This window comes from Spirosoma soli (assembly GCF_042684525.1).
In the GTDB taxonomy this organism is placed as follows: domain Bacteria; phylum Bacteroidota; class Bacteroidia; order Cytophagales; family Spirosomataceae; genus Spirosoma; species Spirosoma soli.
This window is the reverse complement of record NZ_JBHULN010000002.1, coordinates 546,164-565,815: the sequence shown is the minus strand read 5'-3', so window position 1 is coordinate 565,815 and position 19,652 is coordinate 546,164. Positions and strand designations below refer to the sequence as shown.

Annotated in this window: 16 protein-coding genes and 2 tRNA genes; 9 read left to right on the top strand and 9 right to left on the bottom strand. The window is 47.1% G+C overall.

Annotation, left to right across the window (positions count from 1 at the left end):
* The first annotated feature begins 1 nt into the window (after window position 1).
* From ACFSUS_RS05970 to ACFSUS_RS05945, 6 genes are all read left to right on the top strand, one after another.
* Window positions 2-3,040, top strand: coding sequence for a tubulin-like doman-containing protein (locus ACFSUS_RS05970; protein WP_381520437.1), 3,039 nt, complete (start codon window positions 2-4; stop codon window positions 3,038-3,040).
* Window positions 3,041-3,328: 288 nt separating this feature from the next.
* Window positions 3,329-3,778, top strand: coding sequence for a hypothetical protein (locus tag ACFSUS_RS05965; protein ID WP_381520435.1), 450 nt, complete (start codon window positions 3,329-3,331; stop codon window positions 3,776-3,778).
* A gap of 67 nt (window positions 3,779-3,845) precedes the next feature.
* Window positions 3,846-4,952, top strand: a complete 1,107-nt coding sequence (locus tag ACFSUS_RS05960) for a type I restriction endonuclease (protein ID WP_381520432.1) — start codon at window positions 3,846-3,848, stop codon at window positions 4,950-4,952.
* A 99-nt stretch (window positions 4,953-5,051) separates the two neighbouring features.
* On the top strand, window positions 5,052-5,591 hold the full coding sequence (locus ACFSUS_RS05955) for a hypothetical protein (protein ID WP_381520430.1): 540 nt from the start codon (window positions 5,052-5,054) through the stop codon (window positions 5,589-5,591).
* Window positions 5,592-5,785: 194 nt separating this feature from the next.
* Window positions 5,786-6,106: a hypothetical protein gene (locus ACFSUS_RS05950; protein WP_381520427.1), complete on the top strand. Its 321-nt coding sequence runs from the start codon at window positions 5,786-5,788 to the stop codon at window positions 6,104-6,106.
* A gap of 213 nt (window positions 6,107-6,319) precedes the next feature.
* A complete protein-coding gene (locus ACFSUS_RS05945) occupies window positions 6,320-6,583 on the top strand; it encodes a hypothetical protein (protein WP_381520424.1) in 264 nt (87 codons plus the stop codon).
* A gap of 76 nt (window positions 6,584-6,659) precedes the next feature.
* Here the strand turns inward: ACFSUS_RS05945 and ACFSUS_RS05940 are convergent.
* The 4 genes from ACFSUS_RS05940 to ACFSUS_RS05925 all read right to left on the bottom strand — a co-directional run bounded on the left by ACFSUS_RS05940 (window position 6,660) and on the right by ACFSUS_RS05925 (window position 9,744).
* Window positions 6,660-6,734, bottom strand: a tRNA-Arg gene (locus tag ACFSUS_RS05940).
* A 16-nt stretch (window positions 6,735-6,750) separates the two neighbouring features.
* Window positions 6,751-6,837: transfer RNA gene (locus tag ACFSUS_RS05935), tRNA-OTHER, on the bottom strand.
* Window positions 6,838-6,897: 60 nt separating this feature from the next.
* Window positions 6,898-8,181, bottom strand: a complete 1,284-nt coding sequence (hflX, locus tag ACFSUS_RS05930) for a GTPase HflX (protein ID WP_381520420.1) — start codon at window positions 8,179-8,181, stop codon at window positions 6,898-6,900.
* 177 nt (window positions 8,182-8,358) lie between these two features.
* On the bottom strand, window positions 8,359-9,744 hold the full coding sequence (locus ACFSUS_RS05925) for an MATE family efflux transporter (RefSeq protein ID WP_381520417.1): 1,386 nt from the start codon (window positions 9,742-9,744) through the stop codon (window positions 8,359-8,361).
* A gap of 304 nt (window positions 9,745-10,048) precedes the next feature.
* On the opposite strand from ACFSUS_RS05925, the gene ACFSUS_RS05920 reads away from it, so the two are divergent.
* Window positions 10,049-10,828 (top strand): Nif3-like dinuclear metal center hexameric protein, encoded by a 780-nt coding sequence (locus ACFSUS_RS05920; RefSeq protein ID WP_381520414.1) that lies wholly within the window; start codon window positions 10,049-10,051, stop codon window positions 10,826-10,828.
* Here ACFSUS_RS05920 and ACFSUS_RS05915 read toward each other — a convergent pair.
* Complete coding sequence (locus tag ACFSUS_RS05915; protein WP_381520411.1) at window positions 10,812-11,393, bottom strand: Uma2 family endonuclease; 582 nt, start codon at window positions 11,391-11,393, stop codon at window positions 10,812-10,814. The two genes, ACFSUS_RS05920 and ACFSUS_RS05915, sit on opposite strands and share 17 nt — an antisense overlap.
* A gap of 46 nt (window positions 11,394-11,439) precedes the next feature.
* On the bottom strand, window positions 11,440-12,258 hold the full coding sequence (locus ACFSUS_RS05910; RefSeq protein ID WP_381520408.1) for an aldo/keto reductase: 819 nt from the start codon (window positions 12,256-12,258) through the stop codon (window positions 11,440-11,442).
* Window positions 12,259-12,390: 132 nt separating this feature from the next.
* Here ACFSUS_RS05910 and ACFSUS_RS05905 point away from each other — a divergent pair, with 132 nt between their 5' ends.
* Entirely contained in the window at window positions 12,391-13,890 is a 1,500-nt protein-coding gene (locus ACFSUS_RS05905; protein ID WP_381520405.1) for a capsule assembly Wzi family protein, read from the top strand.
* 170 nt (window positions 13,891-14,060) lie between these two features.
* Window positions 14,061-15,617 (top strand): DUF4394 domain-containing protein, encoded by a 1,557-nt coding sequence (locus ACFSUS_RS05900; protein WP_381520402.1) that lies wholly within the window; start codon window positions 14,061-14,063, stop codon window positions 15,615-15,617.
* A gap of 93 nt (window positions 15,618-15,710) precedes the next feature.
* Here ACFSUS_RS05900 and ACFSUS_RS05895 read toward each other — a convergent pair whose 3' ends face one another.
* The 3 genes from ACFSUS_RS05895 to carB form a co-directional block, all read right to left on the bottom strand.
* A complete protein-coding gene (locus tag ACFSUS_RS05895; protein ID WP_381520399.1) occupies window positions 15,711-16,169 on the bottom strand; it encodes a putative toxin-antitoxin system toxin component, PIN family in 459 nt (152 codons plus the stop codon).
* 52 nt (window positions 16,170-16,221) lie between these two features.
* Window positions 16,222-16,437, bottom strand: a complete 216-nt coding sequence (locus ACFSUS_RS05890) for a ribbon-helix-helix domain-containing protein (RefSeq protein ID WP_381520397.1) — start codon at window positions 16,435-16,437, stop codon at window positions 16,222-16,224.
* 116 nt (window positions 16,438-16,553) lie between these two features.
* Window positions 16,554-19,430 (bottom strand): carbamoyl-phosphate synthase large subunit, encoded by a 2,877-nt coding sequence (gene carB / locus ACFSUS_RS05885; protein ID WP_381520394.1) that lies wholly within the window; start codon window positions 19,428-19,430, stop codon window positions 16,554-16,556.
* Window positions 19,431-19,652 lie beyond the last annotated feature (222 nt).

Sequence of the window (19,652 nt, the reverse complement as noted above, 5' to 3'; positions counted from 1 at the left end):
TATGGCTAATCATTTACTTATTGTCTCCGGTGGTACTGGAGGTAAAGTTGTAAGAGCATTCAAAAAAAATGTATACCAACAGTTTAGGAATCAGCCACCCAGCAACATCGAATACTTGTATGTGGATTCCAGCCGTGATGAAGTAGCTAAGATAGCTGAGTGGGAGGTATTAGGCGAATCAATTGCATTAGGAACTAGTAATTTTCTAGAGCTCAAGTCAGATAACTTAGCAAGTAAATTTGCTGAAATTGAAAGGTACCCTGGTGTAAAAGAATTCATTGGTGATAGAAACGAGTGGATTGGTCTAATTAATGATTCAAAAGGTCAAAAAACGGCTGGAATGCAGCGTCGGCGCATGGGTAGAATCCTTTTTGCAGGTAACGCTAATGATTTTAATAGTGCCCTTACAGATAGAGTTACAAAGCTTAGAAACAATACAAAGGAGTCGGATATTACCTTTCATGTTTGCGCAGGTTTAGCAGGAGGGACAGGAAGCGGTTCAATTGTAGACATTATTACGCAAATACGTAATTTATTTCCTGCTAATAATGCGGATTACACAATTCTTCTTTATGTCTATCTGCCGGAGGACACAACAAATTGGAATACTGTATTAGATTTCTACCATGCCAATGGTTATGCTGCTCTGCTTGAATTGAATGCGCTTAGTACAGGAGCATTACGTCCTTATGATGTAACAGGGCAGAAGGGACAACTTAATGTTGATACGCCATTTACTGGTTGTTATGTGTTTTCAAACCAGAATGAAAATGGAATCACCGTTGATAAAGAGACTGAGCTTCCTAATATAGTTGCCGATTTCCTGTACCAAAAGACGATTGGTTTAACTCAGATTTCATCCGAACTGCATCGTATTGAGTCAGGAGAAAATGGTGATCCAACGCCTGAAATGGCTGTAGGGAGTAAGACCGCTGAACGTAGCAAGCGATTCCTGAGCTTTGGAATTAAACGTATTGCAATCCCAGAGCAGGAGATAAAAGAATACTTGACGTTCAATCTTGCCAAACAGGCGGCTCTTCAGTTGCGCTTTAATAACTGGGTAGACGTATCTGGTTTTGCAAACAGCCCAAAGAACAACAGCTTTAATGAATACGTCCGACGGGACGATAAGTTGCAAGGATGGTACCTGACATTAAAGCATATCACACTTTCAGAGCCTGTATTAATAGATGAAAGTAGTAGAAAGTGGAAGGCATTTGAAACGCATTGGCGTGATAAGCTTAATTTTTTTAAGCCGCTGGCCAAACAAAGTGATAAGAAATTTTGGATTGATTCTTTAAAGTCATTAGCCTTAAAAGAATTTGAGGAAGATTTTAGGAGATCGGGTGGAGTAGTGAAATTTTTTGAAGCTAAGCGTAAGGATAAGCGGGATATGGCCCGTGAAATTCGAGGAAGAATTGAGGCCGAGTTTTTTGGTGAATGGCGAAGCGGAGATTTGTCTATTTATGATTTAGGACGAAAGATTGATGCCTTGGTTGATTACTTACGCTCTGATATCGCAAAAGGACTGGATGATAAAATAGAATCTCTCAAAAAACTTGAAGAAAAGGCGAAAGAGTTGATTCTACAGAATGACATAAACTGGGCTAAGATTGGTATTATTTCTGACTGGCTTAACAAGCGGGATGAAATTTTTGAAGCTCAAGTGATAACTATTCAGGATGAATACCGAGTTCGTACCGAAATAGAAGGCGTAAAGTTCGCTCGTGAGTTTGTGCCAGAAATTTTAGAACAGCTCGAGTTGTTGAAACACGAAATCACTGTGGCTGGTGGAACTGTTAACGACGGAATAGCCATATTTGAACAAAACATTCAGTCTCGCTGTAATGACCGTGAATGGACTTCAGAAACTGCTGCCGACAGTGTAGAAGTTTTCAAACAGCAGTTAGTTCCATTTTATGAACCTAGTCGAGTTAAAGACGTTGTTCGACGCTTTAGCAGAGATGTAAAAATTCAAGGCCCGCAAACAGCCAAAGTACGAGACGCAATAACAAAATTATTAGGTGAAGATCGGTTAACTTTCGTCGACTTCAACAATCGATTACAGAAAAACGCATTCTCAACAGAACTTGAAAAGGTATGCCAGGAAAACGCTTTAGCTATAGAAAAAGACTTAGCTAAACAAGAGCGTTTACTGGGTATGAATGTTATTGAAAAGCTACAACGGCGATACGAAGGTAATAAGTCGGCTCTGCGAGACTTGACAGGCCAGCTCATGAAATACGCTGGCTGTTATATATTATTTAATCAGAATGAAGTAGGTAAGTCGGGAGATGGATTGTCATCAGGCCCTGCTAAGCGTACTCTTTTTGTAATTCTACCAAAAAATTCAACTACAAATTACGCCACATTTATTGACGACTTGAAAGACGCGTTTGAGTTCAACAGAAATTCACAAACTGAACTCAAGTTTTTAGAAGCTGATTCGAGTGAGTATCGAATTACACTCATGGCTGTTACCAGTCTATTTCCTCTTCGTTACTTAACTCAAACTGAGCGCCTACGCGAAAAATATAGCCTACGCTTACAAAAGCCTGACACTATAAGAGCCAAAATGCTTCTCCATCTTCAAGACGATGGAGCTGGCTTGCCTAGCTTGTTTGCTCCTACACAGCAAGAACTAGTTGATCTACTCTATAAGAAGCGAGTTGATTCAGTACCTATCTTATTACTAGCTTATGCCATGAAGATAGTCAAAGAAAGAAAAAATGAGGAAGGTTACAGCAAATTGGCATTGGTAAAGGTCGATATGTTTGGTGACGAAGAATCTGTGTTCTTTATGGAGAAATCGCTTAGCAGTTCGTGGAAGTCTTTAGCGGAAGACCATATTAGTCAACTTTCTTCTATAGTAGAGCAAGAAAGCCAGACCAAGTATAGACATAAAAGTCGCAAAGATGAACTAGTAGAGGAGATCAAGAATACGGTTATCCAACTTAAGCAGGATGGTAGTGATGCTGATTATAAGCTCTTTAAAGATGCAGCTGTCAAATTAATAACGGAGTTGCAGAAAGACCAGTGATTTACTCGTTCAGTATATTGTTATATATAATTCACACTCACTTTGATGATAAGATACGGCATCTGTACTAATCAAGGGGAATGCCCTAAGGCTGATTCCTCTGAAATTATACCAATTCAGGGGGCTAAAGATTTAGTTTGTCCGAATTGTGGCAATGAACTATATCAGGTTCCTAAGCCACCTCCAACGGGTCGAAGATGGCTCAAACCGGCTTTGATTATAGGCCTTTTATGCATATCAATAGGCTTAGTCTGGGCCTTTTGGCCGGTGCCCCAAAAACCGTTAGTAGTGAAAATTTTAGGATTAAATTGTCAAACTGGCGTATTATCATTGACTACTACAGGTGGTGATGATAATGCAGTAACGTATGGAGTAGACGGCATAAAATCAGGACAAGAATCTAACGAATTTATCATTCCTGATTCTATGCGTAATGATAAACGACTATTTGTAAATGCTTCACAAAACGGAAACAAAGTAGAAACTACTTTTACTACAAGTTGTGTAACTGCACCTCCATCAGATTCAACAACGGTTGGGGAAGGAGTAGGACCAACTGGACCAGGAGAAAAGGGAGCCAAACCTCCTCGTAGTATAACATGGACCCGAGTACCAGGCAGTGAGTTTTGTGATGATCTTACTGAGTGTGTTCAAGTTTATAGTGAAAGGAGTAATCTAGGGCAAGTCAGAGAACGAAGAATTGAGAATTGTGCTGACTGCGGGGCCGCAAAAAAGTAAGGCCAATTAAGATCGCCCTCAGCCATTAGATTACCTAAACCTTTATAACTCCTAAACCCTTACCAATATGGATTTCAAAGATCAGATTAAGCAGCTCGGTGACCGGGTTGCTCGCTTGAAAGAGTCTATCCAAACCGAAGAAGCAACTAAGACGGCTCTCATCTTACCGTTTCTGCAAACACTTGGCTATGACGTGTTCAATCCCCTGGAAGTTGTCCCTGAGTTTATCAGCGACATTGGTACCAAGAAAGGGGAGAAGGTTGATTACGCCGTCATGAGAGAAAGCGCCGATGGCAGCCCCGCTGAGCCCTGTATGCTTATTGAGTGCAAGCACTGGAAACAGTCGCTTACGCTGCACGACAATCAGTTGCTACGTTACTTCCACGTCACGAAAGCCCGATTCGGTGTGCTTACTAACGGGATCGTTTATCGTTTTTACACAGACTTGCAGGAGGCTAACAAAATGGACGAAAAACCATTTCTGGAAGTCAACCTGCTGGACCTGCGTGACAATCAGGTAGAAGAGTTAAAGAAGTTCCATAAGTCGTATTTCGACGTTGAAACTATTATATCAACGGCTAGCGAGCTGAAGTACACCGGCGAATTGAAAGTGCTTATTCAGCACGAAATGGCGGCTCCTTCGGATGCTTTGGTGCGTTACTTCGCCAAGCAGGTTTACAGCGGCACGCTTACCGCTAAAATGATGGAGTACTTTACGAATCTAGTTCGTAAGTCTTACCAGCACACGTTCTCTGATCAGATAACGGATCGATTAAAGACTGCTCTGGGGCAGGAGGAAATAGTTGCTCCTCAACCCGTGGCTATGGAGTTGCCTGTTACGTCTGCTGCCGAGGAAAAGAAAGCGCCAACCATTGTAACGACTCAGGAGGAGCTGGAAGGATTTTACATAGTTAGAGCGATCCTCAGAAACACAATTGACGCTAACCGAATCGTACACCGCGACGCCCAATCATACTTTGCCATATTACTGGACGATAATAACCGTAAACCCATTTGCCGATTGCATCTCAACGGTAGTAAGAAAGCAATCACAGTCTTTGATGAAAACAGAGCTGAGCAGCGATACGAGATAAGCAGCATCAACGACATTTTTCTTTACAGTGAGGCTTTACAGAAAGCATTGTCAGCTTACGAAAAGCCAGTTGTGTCATAACACTGATTGAGTCGTAAGAACTTATTCCCTGAAAAATCATAGTAAGTTCTCACGGCCTTTTTGTTGTTTATAAATACAATACTTCATAAAAATTCACCCATGAAACGACTGCTACTTATTCTGCTGCTTTTCGCGTCGAGCCTGGTATCGTTTGCTCAGGTTCATGTACGGGGGTATTATCGCAAGAATGGCACTTACGTTGAGCCCCATGTCCGTACTCGTCCAAATCACACGATAACTGACAACTACAGCTATCCAGGTAACTATAACCCGAATACTGGCCGAATAACGGGTGGTTCGGTTAGAACACGTAGTTCTGTTACTTCGGCACCAACGCCGGATAGTGATGATTCGCCAGTTACTACAACCTATTCTGAACCTAGTCCGGTAGCGAAGGATAAAGCGACCTGGGCTACAACCAGCACAACAGCCTCTTCACAGCAACTATACGCCCAAGCAGAGCCAAATGCAGCTCTAAAAGCAGCACCAAGCTATATGGCTAACTCAAGCTATGCGATTCCCAAAGGAGCAGTTGTGAAAGTCACGAAACATGATGAATACTACTATCGGGCAGAAGCAAATGGATACAGTGGGTATTTATGCAAATGTCAAGTGAGGAGGACGTATACCAATTTGTGATTAAAGATTTTCATTTTACGAGAAAGCCAATGTCAGCGTTGGCATTGGCTTTCTTCTTATCAGGCGAAATCAATTAATACCCTGTCTCGTTAATGTCCGCTCACTTTAAACAAAGCGGTGTGCTGTCGGTTTGTCTATCTTAACAGGTAGCCAATCCTATGAGTTGGCTAAATTCTTACACTAAAACCAAGAGTATGAAAACGACAGTAATCGCGATTTGCTGTGCCCTTTTTATGGCGGCTCAGCCTTCTATGGGACAGGCAGTACAAGAGAAAAAAGCCATTAAGAAAGAGACGAAAGCTGAGAAGAAAATAGCAAAGGCTGAAACGAAAGTGATGAACGCTCAGGAGCATAAAGGCGTTGAGATTCCACACGTGTCTGACCCTAAGACACGTACCGCCAAGGCCGAAAAGAAGGTAGAGAAAGCCGTGAAGAAAGAGCTGAAGAGTGATTCTAAAGAGTTAAAAGCAGTAGCTAAAGTGAAGAAGAAGCAGGGCGAAAAGGCCGTTGACTAGCTTCTGGCTCACTAACCATACTTTTATACAAAAGCCGATTCTGAGTCAGAATCGGCTTTTTGTTGTAGTCTCATAGTGACTACCTACTATATTGGATAACCAGCTATTTAAGTCGGCATTTGCCAAATTTGTAGTAAACCGCTAGCAAAAAGGCACTGATTAGGCTTGCTATTCGTTAGTTTTGGTATCCAGAATTTTATTATCATTCTAGCCATGAGCCAGTGCGTTATTGACGTAGAAAACAGCAAACAGGCCGACGCCCTGATTCGGTACCGGGAGTCGCTTGACTTTGTTAAGCTTACTCCTGTGGAGCAGGGCCGTAAAGTGCAGGCTGCCGCTGAGGCTAAGGCTTTTTTGAAAGGGCTTCCTGACCAGTCGGCTGAACAGTCAGATTTTGCTCTTTACGCGCTTCAAGTCACTGGCTTGCGAGATAGGTCATCCATAATAACTCACGTTAAATATACCGAGTCTTCGTAGCTGGATTATTGAAACCATCCCATCGTTTGTATAAACCACAAAAAAGCCCAGACCTGAAAAGGTTGGGCTTTTTGTTTGGTGGTCGCGACGGGAATCGAACCCATATCAAACGTTTAGGAAACGTCTATTCTATCCGTTGAACTACGCAACCTGCAATAATACTTTATTAGTCTCAACGGGAATCGAACCCATATCAAACGTTAAGGAAACAGCTCGGTCCAGCGTTCTGGTTCTATCTGTTGAACTACAGGACCAAAAAGTAGAGACGCAAGATTTTGCGTCTCTACAGTCAATACAAAAATGCCAAAAATCCGTTAACCTGCCAAACCATCGCCAAACTCGGCTGATTCTGTGAGGGGTACGTTCACCCAGTTGGGGTAGATCTGGTAGTGTTTTTCTTTCACCAGATCGTACAACAGCTCACGTAATTCGCCAACGTTCTCACCTGTTTCGGCCGAAATGAAGGCTACGTAATCGGCCCTTTTGGTCAGATACGTCCTCTTCAGATATTGTAGGGCGGTTTGCTTTCGCACGGCTACCGGAATTGCTACGTCATAATCAGCGGATTCGTGTTCGTCTTCATCCTGATCATTCGACTGCACTTTATCGGTCCATTCGTCCCTTGGCACAAATTGGTCCATTTTGTTGAAGACCAGCACCATTGGCTTATCGGCGGCATTGATGTCGGCCAGCGTCTGGTTAACGACCTCAATTTGCTCCTCAAAGTTAGGATGCGATACGTCCACGACGTGAACCAGGATGTCTGCTTCACGTACTTCATCAAGCGTTGATTTGAACGACTCGATAAGCATGGTCGGCAGTTTGCGAATGAACCCAACCGTATCCGTCAACAGGAACGGAATATTACCGAGCGTCACCTTCCGTACGGTCGAATCAACCGTCGCGAAGAGTTTATTTTCGGCGAACACGTCCGTCTTGGCCATCGTGCGCATCAGCGTCGACTTACCAACGTTGGTGTAGCCGACCAGCGCCACGCGTACCAGTCGATCACGCTCTTTCCGGCGCGTCTGGCTCTGTTTGTCAATCTTGGCCAGCTTATCTTTCAGAAACGCAATCCGGTCTTTCACGATCCGGCGGTCCGTTTCGAGCTCTTTCTCACCGGGTCCACGCATCCCGACGCCCCCTTTCTGGCTCGTCAAGTGGCTCCACATCCGAGTTAGTCGCGGATACATATACTGATACTGGGCTAACTCAACCTGCACGCGGGCCTGGGCCGTTTGCGCACGTAGTGAGAAGATATTCAGAATCAGTAAGCTTCGGTCGAGGACCTTCACTTCCTTAAATTCGGCTTCCAGGTTCCGCACCTGCGCGGGAGTCAGATCATCATCGAAAATGATGGAATCTACCGGATTGTCGAGAATAAAGGTCTTAATCTCATCCAGCTTTCCTTTACCCACGAAGGTGCGGGTATCGGGTCGGTCGAGTTTCTGGGTAAACGATTTAATGGTTCTAACGCCCGATGTCTCGGCCAGAAACGCTAATTCATCCAGGTATTCTTTCGTTTGGTCGACGGTCTGCTTTTGCGTAATCAGCGCGACCAGAACGGCGGTTTCGGGTTGTTTATGGGTGTCGATCATAAAGTAATTCAATGTTGAAAAATAGCACACAACGGCTTAGCTGTTGTGTATGAAGAGAACATTCAGGCATTACTCTAAACTTGGAAAAAATGCCTGAAAACACACGCTATACTTAGTTAACGGGCCCCTTCGGGGAAAAGTTTCGGCTGGAAAACAGCTCAGAAAGGCTAGTTTTGCCTATACCTGAACGGTTTTCCAACGTCCTCTTCGGAACACCCAGATCGCAATTACGGCCAACAGGGTTTCGCTGATGGCCACCGACCAGAACACGCCAGGCGGACCCCAATCGAAGAACATAGCCAGCGCATAGGCCAGCGGAATTTCGACCAGCCAGAAGCACACAATGTTGATCAGCGTGGGCGTTCGGGTATCGCCTGCGCCGTTCAGCGCCTGACTCAGCACCATGCCATACGCCATGAACACGTAGCCAATGCAAAATACCCGTAAACACTCGACGGCCACCGTAACAATAGCTGTTTCCTTGTTAAACAGGCCTACAACCTCAACCGCCCCGATGAAGAAGCCGATGCCTACTGCCACCAGGAAGAGCATATTGCAGAAAGCCGCTCGCCAGGCCGAAGTGGCTGCCCGTTCGGGTTGCCCAGCGCCCAGGTTCTGTCCCACCAGGGTAGCCGCGGCATTGGCCATGCCCCAGGATGGCAAAATCGTGAACACAATGATTCGGATGGCAATCGTGTACCCCGCCACTACGTCGCTACCGAAGGTTGACAATACCCGCGTCAGGAATACCCAGCTGGCGGACCCCACCAGAAACTGACTCGTACCGCCAATACCGAGCTTAATCAGGTTGCGGATGATGTCGGCATTGGGTGTCAAGTCGGTGCTGCGCACCTGCACCGTATTACCGGCCCGTGTCAGCGCGTAAAGCTGATACAGCACCCCGACTGTACGACCGGTTGTCGTGGCTACCGCCGATCCTAATACACCCATTTCCGGAATTGGTCCATAACCGAAAATGAACACCGGACACAGTACAATGTTGATGCCATTGGCCAGCCATAACGAGCGCATGGCAATAGACGCTTCGCCTGCACCCCGCAAACAGCCACTTAGTGTGTGCAGTAAGACAATAGCCGGGGCACTCGCAAAAATCATTTGAGTGAAGCCAACGCCATTGGCAATTAGCCGCTCGTCGCCACCCATCAGGCGCAAGATGGTATCGGCGAACAGGTAGCCGGGCAGGCCCATGAGTACCGCCAGCGTCACCGATACCAAGATAACCTGGCCAACGGCCGTGCTGGCCCCGCGTGGATTATCTTCGCCAATACGCCGGGAGACCAGTGCCGTGGCGGCTGTGCTCAGGCCAATGGCGATTGAATACACGAGTGTCAGCACTGACTCGGTCAGGCCGACCGTGGCAATGGCTTCCGTACCGATTTTGGCAACGAAAAAAACGTCCACTACCGCAAAGAGCGACTCCATGACCATCTCCAGAATCATCGGGACGGACAGCAGGAAAATAGCTCGGTTGATGCTACCGGATGTGAAATTGGTCTCCGAACCGCGCAATGCGGCCAGGAATAACCGTAAGAATTTGGTCATTGATGCAAAACGACTATGCCGCAGCCCGACAGCTACTGACACGCACGTATAAAAATGATGGTAAAGATGAAAATGAGCCACCCAGGCGGGTAGCAGAAACTTGGGAGAGAAAGAAAAACCTACGTAAGGTTTTTAAGCGAGGAACTTCATGGGCGTTGTAGGACCGCCAGTGCGGACGCGTTTAGCGATGCAAACTTATGAATTTATTTTTGAGAAAGTCAAAAACTCTTGAGTAAACGGTCATTATGTGCCAGATTAGTCGGCCTGTTGGCAAACCATCGGGCCGGGAGGGGGTTATTGAATTATGCCACATCAACCTAGTACGCTCGATGAGATCGCAGCGTTTTTGCAGAAAGAGTTCGCCACCGAACGTTATCCCAACAATGAACAGGGCGGTATTTATAAAGCCACGAATCGGTCCATTCAACGGCTTGGTCTGGCACTTGAGCCATTTCCTGGCATAGAAGAGTGGGTTGAGCAATCGGCCATAGATGCCCTGTGGTTGCATCGCCCCTGGCAGCTCGATCTCGACACATGGCCGTCGGACGTTGGTGTTCTCTATCATCATCTTCCATTCGATGAGACTCTGGCCATGGGATTTAGTCCTAGAATGGCTACGGCCTTGGGCGCACTGGACCAACTTCAACCATTGGAAGGCAAGCAAGCCACGAACGAATCGGGTGAATTGCTTCCACAGCGCCCAATCGGCATGCTCTTCAACGGTGATGAACAAGAATTTGACGGGTGGCTACACCTGGTAAAAACGATGTTTGGCGGCTATGACCGGGCTGAAGCCGGCCGTAGTTTAGTAAATAGCCGAACGGGAATTAGCCGACTAGCCGTGGTGGGGGCCATGAATGACAGCCTGATTCGGGAGGCCGCCGATCGGGGAGCCGAGCTGTATATTACTGGCCAATACCGAAAACAAGCGCAGGAAGCCGTTGACGAAACCGGAATTGCCGTTATTGCCGTTGGGCATCGCCGTAGCGAAGAGTGGGGGTTAGGCGCACTAGCCGAGCTACTACGTGAACGCTGGCCAGCCTTGACGGTTGCCGATACTGCTGATTTCAGAATAACGACCTAATGTCAATTTGTAGCGCTGGTAACACCTTTGACTTTACGGTAAAGCCCTCCCCACGTACTAAATCTTGTACCGACGCAATGCAGTACAATTCATATTTGCCGGTTTCGGCCAGGCTGTATACCTCAATTTCCTGATTTTGCGGATCGGCAATCCAGTACTCAGGAATGGCGAATCGCTCGTAAATATCTCGCTTGTCAAAACGGTCCCGCCGTATGGATGAGGGCGAAATTATTTCAACGACCAGATCGGGCACGTACATAATGCCGTCATTGGTAATCAACGCCTTGTTCACTTCTGATACAAAAATCAGGTCGGGTTGGGGCGCATTGTAATCATTGAGAAAAACGTCAATTGGGGCATAAAATACCTCACCTAATTTTTTCTCGGTAACATGGTTATCAAGTTGACGTAATAACAAACGCGATAAACGTTGATGCCAAGGGGTAGGTGCGTTTTTCTTCATGATTTCACCATCGAGAAGCTCGTATTGGAAGGGGTCGTTGTCGTCGAACTCCATCTCCCGAAACTCCCGATACGTCAACTGGCGGAGGGCAACTGCTTCCATGCGTTTTTAGAATTTTATCAAATCTACCAATTTCACGCTAAATCCGCTACGGAATATCGCGTGGGTCAGGCGCTACCCGCGTGTTGTCGTAAAAGGTGTTCATGGTTGCCATGTCTTCTTCAGAAATCTCAAAATCCAGCACGTCGAAGTTAGCCTGGATACGCTCTTTTTTTACCGATTTAGGGATTGTAATGACGTCGTGCTGCAAGGACCACCGGACCAGAAGCTGGTACGTTGATTTGCCATACTTCTCAGCGATTGCCACGAGCCGGGGATCGTTCTGTTTTTCACCACGCACTAAAGGCGCATACCCTTCGGGCTTGATATTTTTCTGGCGGCAGTAGTCCAGCACGTCGGGCAGATAACAATAGGGGCTAAATTCGAATTGGTTAACGGCGGGCGTTACGTTTGCCTGTTCAAAGAGCTCGTCCAGATGCGCTTGGTAATAGTTCGAGACACCAATGGCCCTTGCGCGCCCATCGGCATAAATTTTCTCCAGGGCTTTCCAGGTATCACGTCGGTGTTCTTGAACCGGCCAGTGAATAAGGTATAGGTCCACGACGTCGATCCGAAGGCGCTCCAGACTTCGTTCAAAAGCCCGTAAGGTACGATCGTATCCCTGGTCGTCGTTCCAGACTTTTGTTGTGATAAACACTTCGTTGCGGGGCAGGTTTGTAGCCTGAAGGGCATCGGCCACCTGACGCTCATTGCCGTAGGCAGAAGCCGTATCGATCAGACGACAACCCGCTTCGAGTGCCCATTCGACGGCTTGTTGTACTTCGCTGTTGTGGCTAGGCGCGTAGACGCCGAGGCCTAGCATGGGCATCTCGACGCCGTTATTTAACGTAGTAACTGGTATATTCATGGGCAGGGGGTGATTCTTTTATTGTAATGATAAAACAGGGTAAGATGTTTTATAACGTGCTTGTCACCAAATTTGTCGTAGTAAGGCGGATCAACATCAGATTCGTCTTTTAATAGTGTCGGCTACCTCCTTATGCGTATACTTTACCTGGTTGGGTTTATTGGTTGGTTCAGCACATTGCCCGCGTTAGCGCAGCCGGTCGATACGGCCAAACGAATGCACTATTCGGTAGAAATAGGTGGTCTGGCGGCATCGAGCGAGCAAACGCCGTTTTGGTTACGGACGAATCAATACGGAACCGTACCGTTGCGGGGTTCTTTTGGTACGTTACGCCTGGGGGTGTCGCGAGACTATGCTCCTGGACCCGACTCAATAACTAAACGTAAAAAACGCTTTGATTGGGGGGGAGGGCTTTTCGCCGTGACTAATATTGGACCTGCTTCCACCTCAGTTAACCCGGCGTTTCTGTTGCCTGATGCCTTTGTAAAGGTTCGTTTTGGTAAGCTCGAATTGTACGGCGGTAACCGACGAGAAGTCATTGGGTTAGGCGACACCGTATTGACGTCGGGCTTCGTGGCCTGGTCTGGCAATGCGTTGCCCTTTCCTAAAATTCAGCTGCACTTACCGGAATTTATTCCGGTGCCGTTCACCAAAAAACTGATTGCGATTCGGGCGGGTTACGCGCACGGCTGGTTTGCCAACACATACATACAAGGGAGTTACCTGCATCAAAAATATTTGTACGGACGTATCGGTAAGCCAAACTGGTCTGTCAAGATCTACGCCGGCATTAATCACCAGGTACAATGGGGAGGGCACGCCGATTATTTAATCAATCCAACGTTGTCTGTTAATGGTAATCTGCCCACTTCGTTCCAGGATTACGTGTCGCTTGTGACAGGCCGTTATCCCAAGGATATCCAGAACGACCGATTCACCGGTTTCGACGGTGAGAACCGCATTGGCAACCATATAGGTAGTTATGATCTGGCCGTCGAGTGGACCCGCCCCAAAAGTAAGTGGTTACTGTATCATCAGCATATTTACGAAGATGCATCGGGCCTGGCTTTGCAAAACGTACCCGATGGCCTGACGGGACTACGTTACGCAAATCGTTCTGCTCACAAAACACGGTTTCAAATACAACGGGTTGTGCTGGAGTGGCTTAGTACGACCAATCAAAGTGGGTCTATCTTCGATCAGACGGCTCGCTACCAGGGAGGTGATAACTACTTCAATCATAGCCAGTATCGGGAAGGGTGGTCGTATAAAGGGCGCACGCTCGGCACACCATTCATTGCCCCTCGGACTACGTTGTCGTCAGCCGTTAATAATGCCTATACTGGGGGAGGCTTCTTCCCCGATAATCGTGTAATAGCCTGGTACACGGGCATTCGTGGTGCGTTTCGTCAAGGCCCGTTGCTAACCCTGCGGGCGTCGTACAGCCGTAACTTCGGTACGTTTAGTCAACCATACACAAGCCCTTTTCATCAATTTTCGAGTCTTATCATGGCTCAGTGGCCTCTACACCAGGCAAAGGGAATGGAGTTAACAACTTCGTTTTCGGTCGATCGAGGGGATCTGCTCCCCAAATCTACTGGTGGTTATCTTGGTCTTAAAAAATTATTTTAATTAATTGATTATTAATACGTTAAATTAAGGCTGGGAGTTGGTTTAAGACCGCATAATATATTTTAATTAATTTTTAATTATAAGCAATCCAGGGGCGCTAAGTTGCCGTATAGAGTGGTGCATTGTTCATATTCAATTCGTGCAGAACAACTTTTCAATTAATGACGACCATGCTTTACAAGAAAAGATTGCGCATCGTTGCTGGTTTACTAGCGGTTGGTTCGTTACTAACCCTAAATGCCTGTCGGGATTTACAGGAGCAGCTTACGCCACAGGACGGAATTTCGAGAGGTAGCGGCCGCCTATCCGCCGACCTCATGTTCTACGTGTTGACGGACAATAATCAATTATTGCAACTCAACTCACAAAACCCATCCGCCGTGATGAGAACCATCACGCTCACTGGCGTACAGGGCAGTGAACGTCTGGTGGCGATTGACTACCGCCCAGCAACGGGGCAGTTGTACGGCGTGAGTAACAACAGCCGTTTATACATGATTAACGTGGTAAACGGTGTGGCAACGGCACTAGGTACTGGCCCGTTCTCGCCGTCGGTGAACGGCGATGTGGTGGCGTTTGATTTTAACCCTACAGTTGACCGCATCCGTCTGGTTACCAACCGTGGTCAAAACCTGCGGCTGAATCCTGAAACAGGAACTGTTGCTGCAACTGACGGCCCGATTAATGGCGTAGCGGGTGTATCAATCAACGGCGTAGCTTACACCAACAACCGCTCGGGGGTTACCACGACAACCTTATATGACATTGATCCTATTACGGACAAGCTGTATCGTCAGGACCCACCAAACAACGGTACGCTGGTTGAGGTTGGCGGATTGGGTGTAGACATTGCAGGTACGGGTAGCTTCGACATTGCTCCGAATGGCGACGCAGTTGCCGTTTTGATCAGTGGTGTCACCCAGGGCTTTTATCAGATAAACTTAAGTAATGGACGGGCTGAGCGGCTTGGCGATTTGCCTAATGTGAGCATCGTTGGACTGGCTATTCCGACCGAGCCCGTAGCGTATGCCGTTGACGGTAGTAACAACCTGATCATCTTCAATCCGATGAATCCTAACCCGATTACTAAAGCAATAACGGGTTTACAAAGTGGTGAGATGATTTATGGAATTGATTTCCGCCCGGCCAATGGTCAGCTGTATGCCGTAGGTAGCACCTATCGCCTTTACACGATTAATACGTCGAATGGTGCAGCAACTGTGGTTGGCTCAGGTCCATTTGGTACCTTGTCGGGTAACGACATCGCGTTTGACTTCAATCCGACAGTTGACCGGATTCGTCTTATTAGCAATTCTGGACAAAATCTGCGCTTGAATCCGAACGATGGAACGATCGCTGCTACAGATGGCAGCCTGAACCCTGGTTCGCCTAACGTAACGGCTGCCGCCTACACGAACAACTTCGCTGGCGCAACAACGACGACGTTATACGACATTGATACCCGGACAGGAACGGCTATGTTAGCTCGCCAGAACCCACCGAACAATGGTACGCTGGAAATGATCGGTTCGCTCGGTATTGGTGCCGAAGGTGGTAATGGCTTCGACATTGGTGGAGCAAGCAATGTTGGGTATGCCTTGCTACGTACAGGGGGGGTAGCTCGGATCTATACAATTAATCTGACGAGCGGTGCCGCTACGAACGCTATCAATTTCCCCGGCAACATCACATCTATCCGTGGTTTTGCTATCGGTCTAGGTTTCTAACAACAGATGCCTAATAAAAACAGCCCTCCTTACGCTCAGGTAAGGAGGGCTGTTTGCGTTTGAATGCCATAAAGTTTGAGCAGAATCATTGAGCTATATATCGCTCGAAGAAGTTCTCGGGGCAATAATTTCAGTGGTTTGGACTTGTTTTAAGAGCAGAAGATGTTTTTCATCGCCAGTAATAAGAAAGTTTGCCTGAACTGAAAGCGCAGTTTGCAAAACATAATTGTCGTCTGGATCAGGAGAATTGGTAGGAAGTTGATTGACTGGTATGACTACCTGACTATCTGCCTTTATTTGAGCTATAATCTCTTCCTGAAGTGTAGGAGGAAGCCGAAATTTCTCTCGACTTAAGACATCTTTGAGTTTATCAAGCATCCACTCTGAGGTGTAAAGGATATAGCGCTCAGCACAATATCTGTACACTTGATCGGCGTAACCTTTGAAAATAAAAGCTGAAATTAAAACCTTGGTGTCGAAGACAATCGATGTAGAGGCTGGTAAACGCAGGGCCGTTTCCGATACATAACTAGCAAAATAATTACGAAACAAACAGCCCCTTTGTCGTTTCAGTGTTGGGTAATAGTAAGCCTTTGTTTCGAAGTTATGAAATTTCTCTATAAATATCGTCTTCGGTAAGGAAGCCTGCGGCCTCTACATAGGGCTGAGTTCTCGACCGAATTTGATCCATGCGGTATTGACGCAAATAGTTATTGATTGCTTTTCGAATCAAGTCCGTTTCGGGCGTCTGCATTGATTCAGATACTTGTTTAAGCTCGACAGCTTGTTTGTCATCTAGTTCAACTGATACAACAGTCATAGCTTTATAAGTAAAACAGAGCAATGTAAATATCTACCTACTAAACGAAAATCGCAATAAAACACTTGTGCCACGCTCCTTTAAGCGTGGCACAATGATAAGTAATCAATAACTAATTACCGGCTCAGGTACAGATTTCGTTCGCCGTAGACCTTCTGGAAGAAGTCGTCCGTCAAGTCGTCGATGAAATAGATACCTTCTCCCGTAGATTTCATCTCCGGCCCCAGCTCCTTATTAACGTTTGGAAACTTGTTGAAGGAGAAAACCGGGATCTTGATCGCATAGCCTTTCTTCACCGGTTTGAAGTCGAAATCCTTCACTTTTTTGTCGCCCAGCATCACCTTTGTTGCGTAATTAACGTAAGGCTCCTGATAGGCTTTGCAAATGAACGGAACCGTCCGGCTCGCCCGTGGATTGGCTTCAATGATATAGACAACCTCGTTCTTCACGGCGAACTGGATATTAATCAGGCCAACCGTTTTCAGCGCAACCGCAATCTTCCGGGTGTGCTCTTCAATCTGTCGAATGACGTTATCGCTTAGGTCGAAAGCTGGCAATACGGCGTAGGAGTCGCCCGAGTGGATACCGGCTGGTTCGATGTGTTCCATGATGCCAATGATATACACGTCTTCACCATCGCAGATAGCATCAGCTTCGGCCTCAATGGCGTTTTCGAGGAAGTGGTCGAGCAGAATGTTATTATCTGGAATATCCTGCAGGATTTTCATCACGTGCTGTTCCAGCTCACTCTCGTTGATAACGATTTTCATATTCTGCCCACCCAAGACGTAGCTTGGCCGTACCAGCAATGGGAAACCCAATTCGCGCGACAACTCCAGTGCCCCTTCGGCTTCCCGTACCGTGCCAAACTTCGGATACGGAATGTTCAGATCACGTAATAAGGCCGAGAAATGCCCCCGATCTTCGGCCAGGTCAAGGGCTTCCCAACTCGTACCGATGATTTTGATACCATACCGAGTCAACTTTTCGGCCATTTTTAGGGCCGTTTGACCACCCAATTGCACGATAACGCCTTCGGGCTGTTCGTGCATGATGATCGCATGAACATGCTCCCAGAACACCGGCTCAAAATACAACTTATCGGCAATGTCAGGATCGGTCGAAACCGTTTCTGGATTGCAGTTAATCATGATGGTTTCATAACCTGCTTCCTTAGCCGCCAGCACACCATGAACGCATGAGTAATCAAACTCAATACCTTGCCCAATCCGGTTAGGACCCGAGCCAAGCACAACGACCTTTTTCCGGTTACTGCGGACCGATTCGTTGCCCGGCAATTCAGAAACCGGTTCGGGCCGATCAGTTGTGATCGGAACCTGGTTATTGAATGTTGAGTAATAATAAGGTGTTTTGGCCTCAAACTCAGCCGCGCAGGTATCCACGCATTTATAGACTCGACGGATGTTGTGCCGCTGCCGATAGTCGTATATCTTACTTTCTTTTACGCTGAGGATATGCGCCAACTGGCGGTCGGCGTATCCTTTTTGTTTTGCCGTGCGCAGTAGCTCAGGGGGCAGATCGTCCAGGTCGTATTTCTCAATTTCGCGCTCCAGTTCAATCAGTTCTTCAATCTGATGCAGGAACCAGGGGTCAATCTTGGTTAATTGCTGGATGGTACGGAACGACATACCCGCTTTGAAGGCGTCGTAAATATGAAACAGCCGATTCCAGCTCGGGTGCTGAAGGCTTTGGGTTAAGGCATCGCGATCGGCTAATTCACGACCGTCGGCACCAAGCCCGTTCCGCCGGATTTCGAGCGACTGGCAAGCCTTTTGGAGGGCCTCCTGGAAGTTACGACCAATACCCATCGCTTCGCCAACCGATTTCATCTGGAGTCCCAGACTGCGATCTGCACCCGGAAATTTATCGAAGTTCCAGCGGGGTACTTTTACAATCACATAGTCGATGGCGGGTTCGAAGAAGGCCGAGGTGGTACCCGTAATGGGGTTTATCAACTCATCCAGGTTATACCCGACCGCCATTTTAGCGGCAATCTTCGCAATGGGGTAACCCGTTGCTTTTGAGGCCAGTGCCGATGATCGGCTCACCCGTGGATTAACTTCAATGACAATAATATCGTCGGTTTGCGGATTGACCGAAAACTGGATGTTACATCCACCGGCAAACTGGCCAATGCCGCTCATGACCCGAATGGCCAGGTCGCGCATTTGCTGGTACAGCGTATCGGGTAGGGTCATGGCCGGAGCAACCGTGATGCTGTCGCCGGTGTGGATACCCATGGGGTCAAAGTTCTCGATGGAGCAGATAATGACAAAATTACCGTTGTTATCGCGCAGCAACTCTAGTTCATACTCTTTCCAGCCCATCACACTTTGTTCGACAAGCACCTCATGAACGGGCGACGCGTGCAAACCATTGGTGAGTGCCTTATCAAAATCTTCGGGACGATTAACGAAGCCACCGCCGGTACCACCCAGCGTAAACGACGGCCGGATAACGAGCGGGAAGCCAATTTCCTGCGCAATTTCTTTACCTTCCAGAAACGAGCGGGCTGTACGGCCTTTACAAACGCCCGCGCCAAGTTCCAGCATTAGCAACCGAAATTTCTCCCGGTCTTCGGTGGTTTCAATGGCCTTAATGTCTACACCAATAATCTGGACACCGTATTTCGTCCAGATACCGGCCTTGTCGCAGTCAATGGCCAGGTTCAGGGCCGTTTGACCACCCATCGTTGGCAATACAGCGTCGATGGGTCTGCCCATCTCCTGGTGTTTTTTCAGGATGTCGACGATGGATTTTTTCTCCAGAGGCAGCAGGTACACATAATCGGCGTTGATCGGGTCGGTCATGATCGTGGCCGGGTTAGAATTGATCAACGATACTTCTATACCTTCATCGCGAATGGAGCGGGCGGCTTGTGAGCCAGCGTAGTCGAACTCGCACGCCTGACCAATAACGATGGGGCCAGAGCCAATAATAAGAACCGAGCGTATGTTAGTGTTTTTAGGCATTTTTTAGCGAAGCATTGACAAACGAATGATGGCTACTAAATACTGACAGATAAGATGTGGCTGTTAGATCGTTGACGGGTGGCCAAAAATCCTGCAAAATTAGTATATGCTGACCAAAGGAGTACCAACCGATAAAAAAAAGATAGGATTCTTCTTTAACCTGGTAAAGACTCTCTATCAACCTGTCGTAAAATAACTCTTAGTTGGAAAACGGGCTTCGGT

Excerpts from the sequence above, each read along its gene's own strand:
- ACFSUS_RS05915 (WP_381520411.1), bottom strand. The coding sequence starts at position 11,393 with ATGGAAGCAGTTGCCCTCCGCCAGTTGACGTATCGGGAGTTTCGGGAG.
- ACFSUS_RS05925 (WP_381520417.1), bottom strand. The coding sequence starts at position 9,744 with ATGACCAAATTCTTACGGTTATTCCTGGCCGCATTGCGCGGTTCGGAG.
- ACFSUS_RS05960 (WP_381520432.1), top strand. The coding sequence starts at position 3,846 with ATGGATTTCAAAGATCAGATTAAGCAGCTCGGTGACCGGGTTGCTCGC.
- ACFSUS_RS05890 (WP_381520397.1), bottom strand. The coding sequence starts at position 16,437 with ATGACTGTTGTATCAGTTGAACTAGATGACAAACAAGCTGTCGAGCTT.
- ACFSUS_RS05970 (WP_381520437.1), top strand. The coding sequence starts at position 2 with ATGGCTAATCATTTACTTATTGTCTCCGGTGGTACTGGAGGTAAAGTT.
- ACFSUS_RS05945 (WP_381520424.1), top strand. The coding sequence starts at position 6,320 with ATGAGCCAGTGCGTTATTGACGTAGAAAACAGCAAACAGGCCGACGCC.
- ACFSUS_RS05950 (WP_381520427.1), top strand. The coding sequence starts at position 5,786 with ATGAAAACGACAGTAATCGCGATTTGCTGTGCCCTTTTTATGGCGGCT.
- ACFSUS_RS05920 (WP_381520414.1), top strand. The coding sequence starts at position 10,049 with ATGCCACATCAACCTAGTACGCTCGATGAGATCGCAGCGTTTTTGCAG.
- ACFSUS_RS05910 (WP_381520408.1), bottom strand. The coding sequence starts at position 12,258 with ATGAATATACCAGTTACTACGTTAAATAACGGCGTCGAGATGCCCATG.
- carB (WP_381520394.1), bottom strand. The coding sequence starts at position 19,430 with ATGCCTAAAAACACTAACATACGCTCGGTTCTTATTATTGGCTCTGGC.
- ACFSUS_RS05955 (WP_381520430.1), top strand. The coding sequence starts at position 5,052 with ATGAAACGACTGCTACTTATTCTGCTGCTTTTCGCGTCGAGCCTGGTA.
- ACFSUS_RS05905 (WP_381520405.1), top strand. The coding sequence starts at position 12,391 with ATGCGTATACTTTACCTGGTTGGGTTTATTGGTTGGTTCAGCACATTG.
- hflX (WP_381520420.1), bottom strand. The coding sequence starts at position 8,181 with ATGATCGACACCCATAAACAACCCGAAACCGCCGTTCTGGTCGCGCTG.
- ACFSUS_RS05900 (WP_381520402.1), top strand. The coding sequence starts at position 14,061 with ATGCTTTACAAGAAAAGATTGCGCATCGTTGCTGGTTTACTAGCGGTT.